Annotated in this window: 1 protein-coding gene; it reads left to right on the forward strand. The window is 61.5% G+C overall.

The window, feature by feature from the left end; translation table 11 throughout:
• Positions 1-128: 128 nt before the first annotated feature.
• On the forward strand, positions 129-1241 hold the full coding sequence (locus HDG34_RS38560; RefSeq protein WP_184069245.1) for an IS110 family transposase: 1113 nt from the start codon (positions 129-131) through the stop codon (positions 1239-1241).
• The last annotated feature ends 272 nt before the right edge of the window (positions 1242-1513 follow it).

The raw sequence follows: 1513 nt of genomic DNA on the forward strand, positions 1-1513 counted from the left end.
CTAGACATAATGGTCGCTGCTGAGTGAAGACCGCAGGGGCCCGTCTCGGGTATCGTGGGTTGCGCACCGAAGTGTGCCGAGCCACATACGCCTGGGTGGGCCAGGCGCAGAACTTCAGGAGACGGGCCATGGACAAGATTATCAAGTTTTTTGTCGGATTGGACGTGCACAAGGACACCATCTCGATTGCGGTGTGCGAACCCGGTCGGGAGCCTGCCCGGTTTGTCGGAACCATCCGTCACGACGTGGCGGCCGTGTTGAAGGTTCTGCGCAAGTACGGCGAAGCTGCACAGGTCAGTGTGGTATACGAGGCCGGGCCAACCGGCTATGGCTTGTATCGCGAGCTCACTGATCGTGGTTATCAGGTCGAGGTGATCGCTCCGTCGCTGATCCCACATCGAGGCGCAGACCGGATCAAGAACGACCGGCGCGACTGCCTGCGCCTGGCTGAACTGTCGCGTGCCGGCGAACTCAAGGCGATCTGGGTACCCGATGCCGCGCACGAAGCACTGCGCAATCTGTGGCGTGCCCGCGAAGATGCCGTGAACATGCGGCTCAAGGCGCGTCAGCAACTGAAGGCATTCCTCCTGCGCCATGGACGTGCCTATCCCGGCAAGACAGCATGGAGCCGCATGCATCTGCGCTGGATTGCCGATCAGCGGTTTGAGCAATGCGCCGACCAACTGGCGTTTGCCGAATATCAGCATGCCGTCGAGGACACCCACGCTCGCGTGGAACGCCTCAGCGGTGCACTGGAGCACAGCGCACTAAGTGAACAGGTCGCATCGGTAGTAGCTGCACTACGCGCCCTGCGCGGCATCGACACCGTCAGTGCCATCGGACTGGTAGCCGAGATCGGCGATATCGGGCGTTTTGCTACTGCCCGCCAGCTCATGGGCTACCTCGGACTGGTGCCCTCCGAGCATTCCAGCGGCGCCAGTGTGCGACGCGGTGCGATTACCAAGACCGGCAACGCGCACGCGCGTCGACTGCTTACCGAATCAGCCTGGAACTACCGGTTCGCACCACGCTTGAGCAACGAGCTGCGCACACGCCAGCGAGCGCTCGCGCAGCCAATCCGTGAACACGCCTGGAAGGCGCAGGTTCGCCTGTGCGCGAGGTTCCAGCGACTGCGTAGCCGCGGCGTCCAGGCCAACAAGGTATGCGTCGCCGTAGCGCGCGAACTGGCCGGCTTCGTCTGGGCGATCGCCCGCATGGCACCGTCTTGCGCGCCGCACTGAATGACAGCAGGGCATCAAATAAAAGGGTAATCCGGCGATGCGGTACGGCTCACGATAGGAAGAATCCTCGTCGACACTACGTACAGAAGGCCTGCGGGCAACCTGCGTCACTAGAGCGAGGCAGCTTCCCTGACGGATCGATGCACGGTGGTAACCAACCCACGGATATCAGTCTGATCCATCGTCGCTGCAACGGACTTGTGCCGCATCGTCCGATTACCCTTGGGATTCAATAACTGTTTCTCTTATTGACACGCAGCGACCATATCAGT

The sequence above is a fragment of the Paraburkholderia sp. HC6.4b genome, from assembly GCF_014200875.1.
Classification (GTDB): Bacteria; Pseudomonadota; Gammaproteobacteria; order Burkholderiales; family Burkholderiaceae; genus Paraburkholderia; species Paraburkholderia tuberum.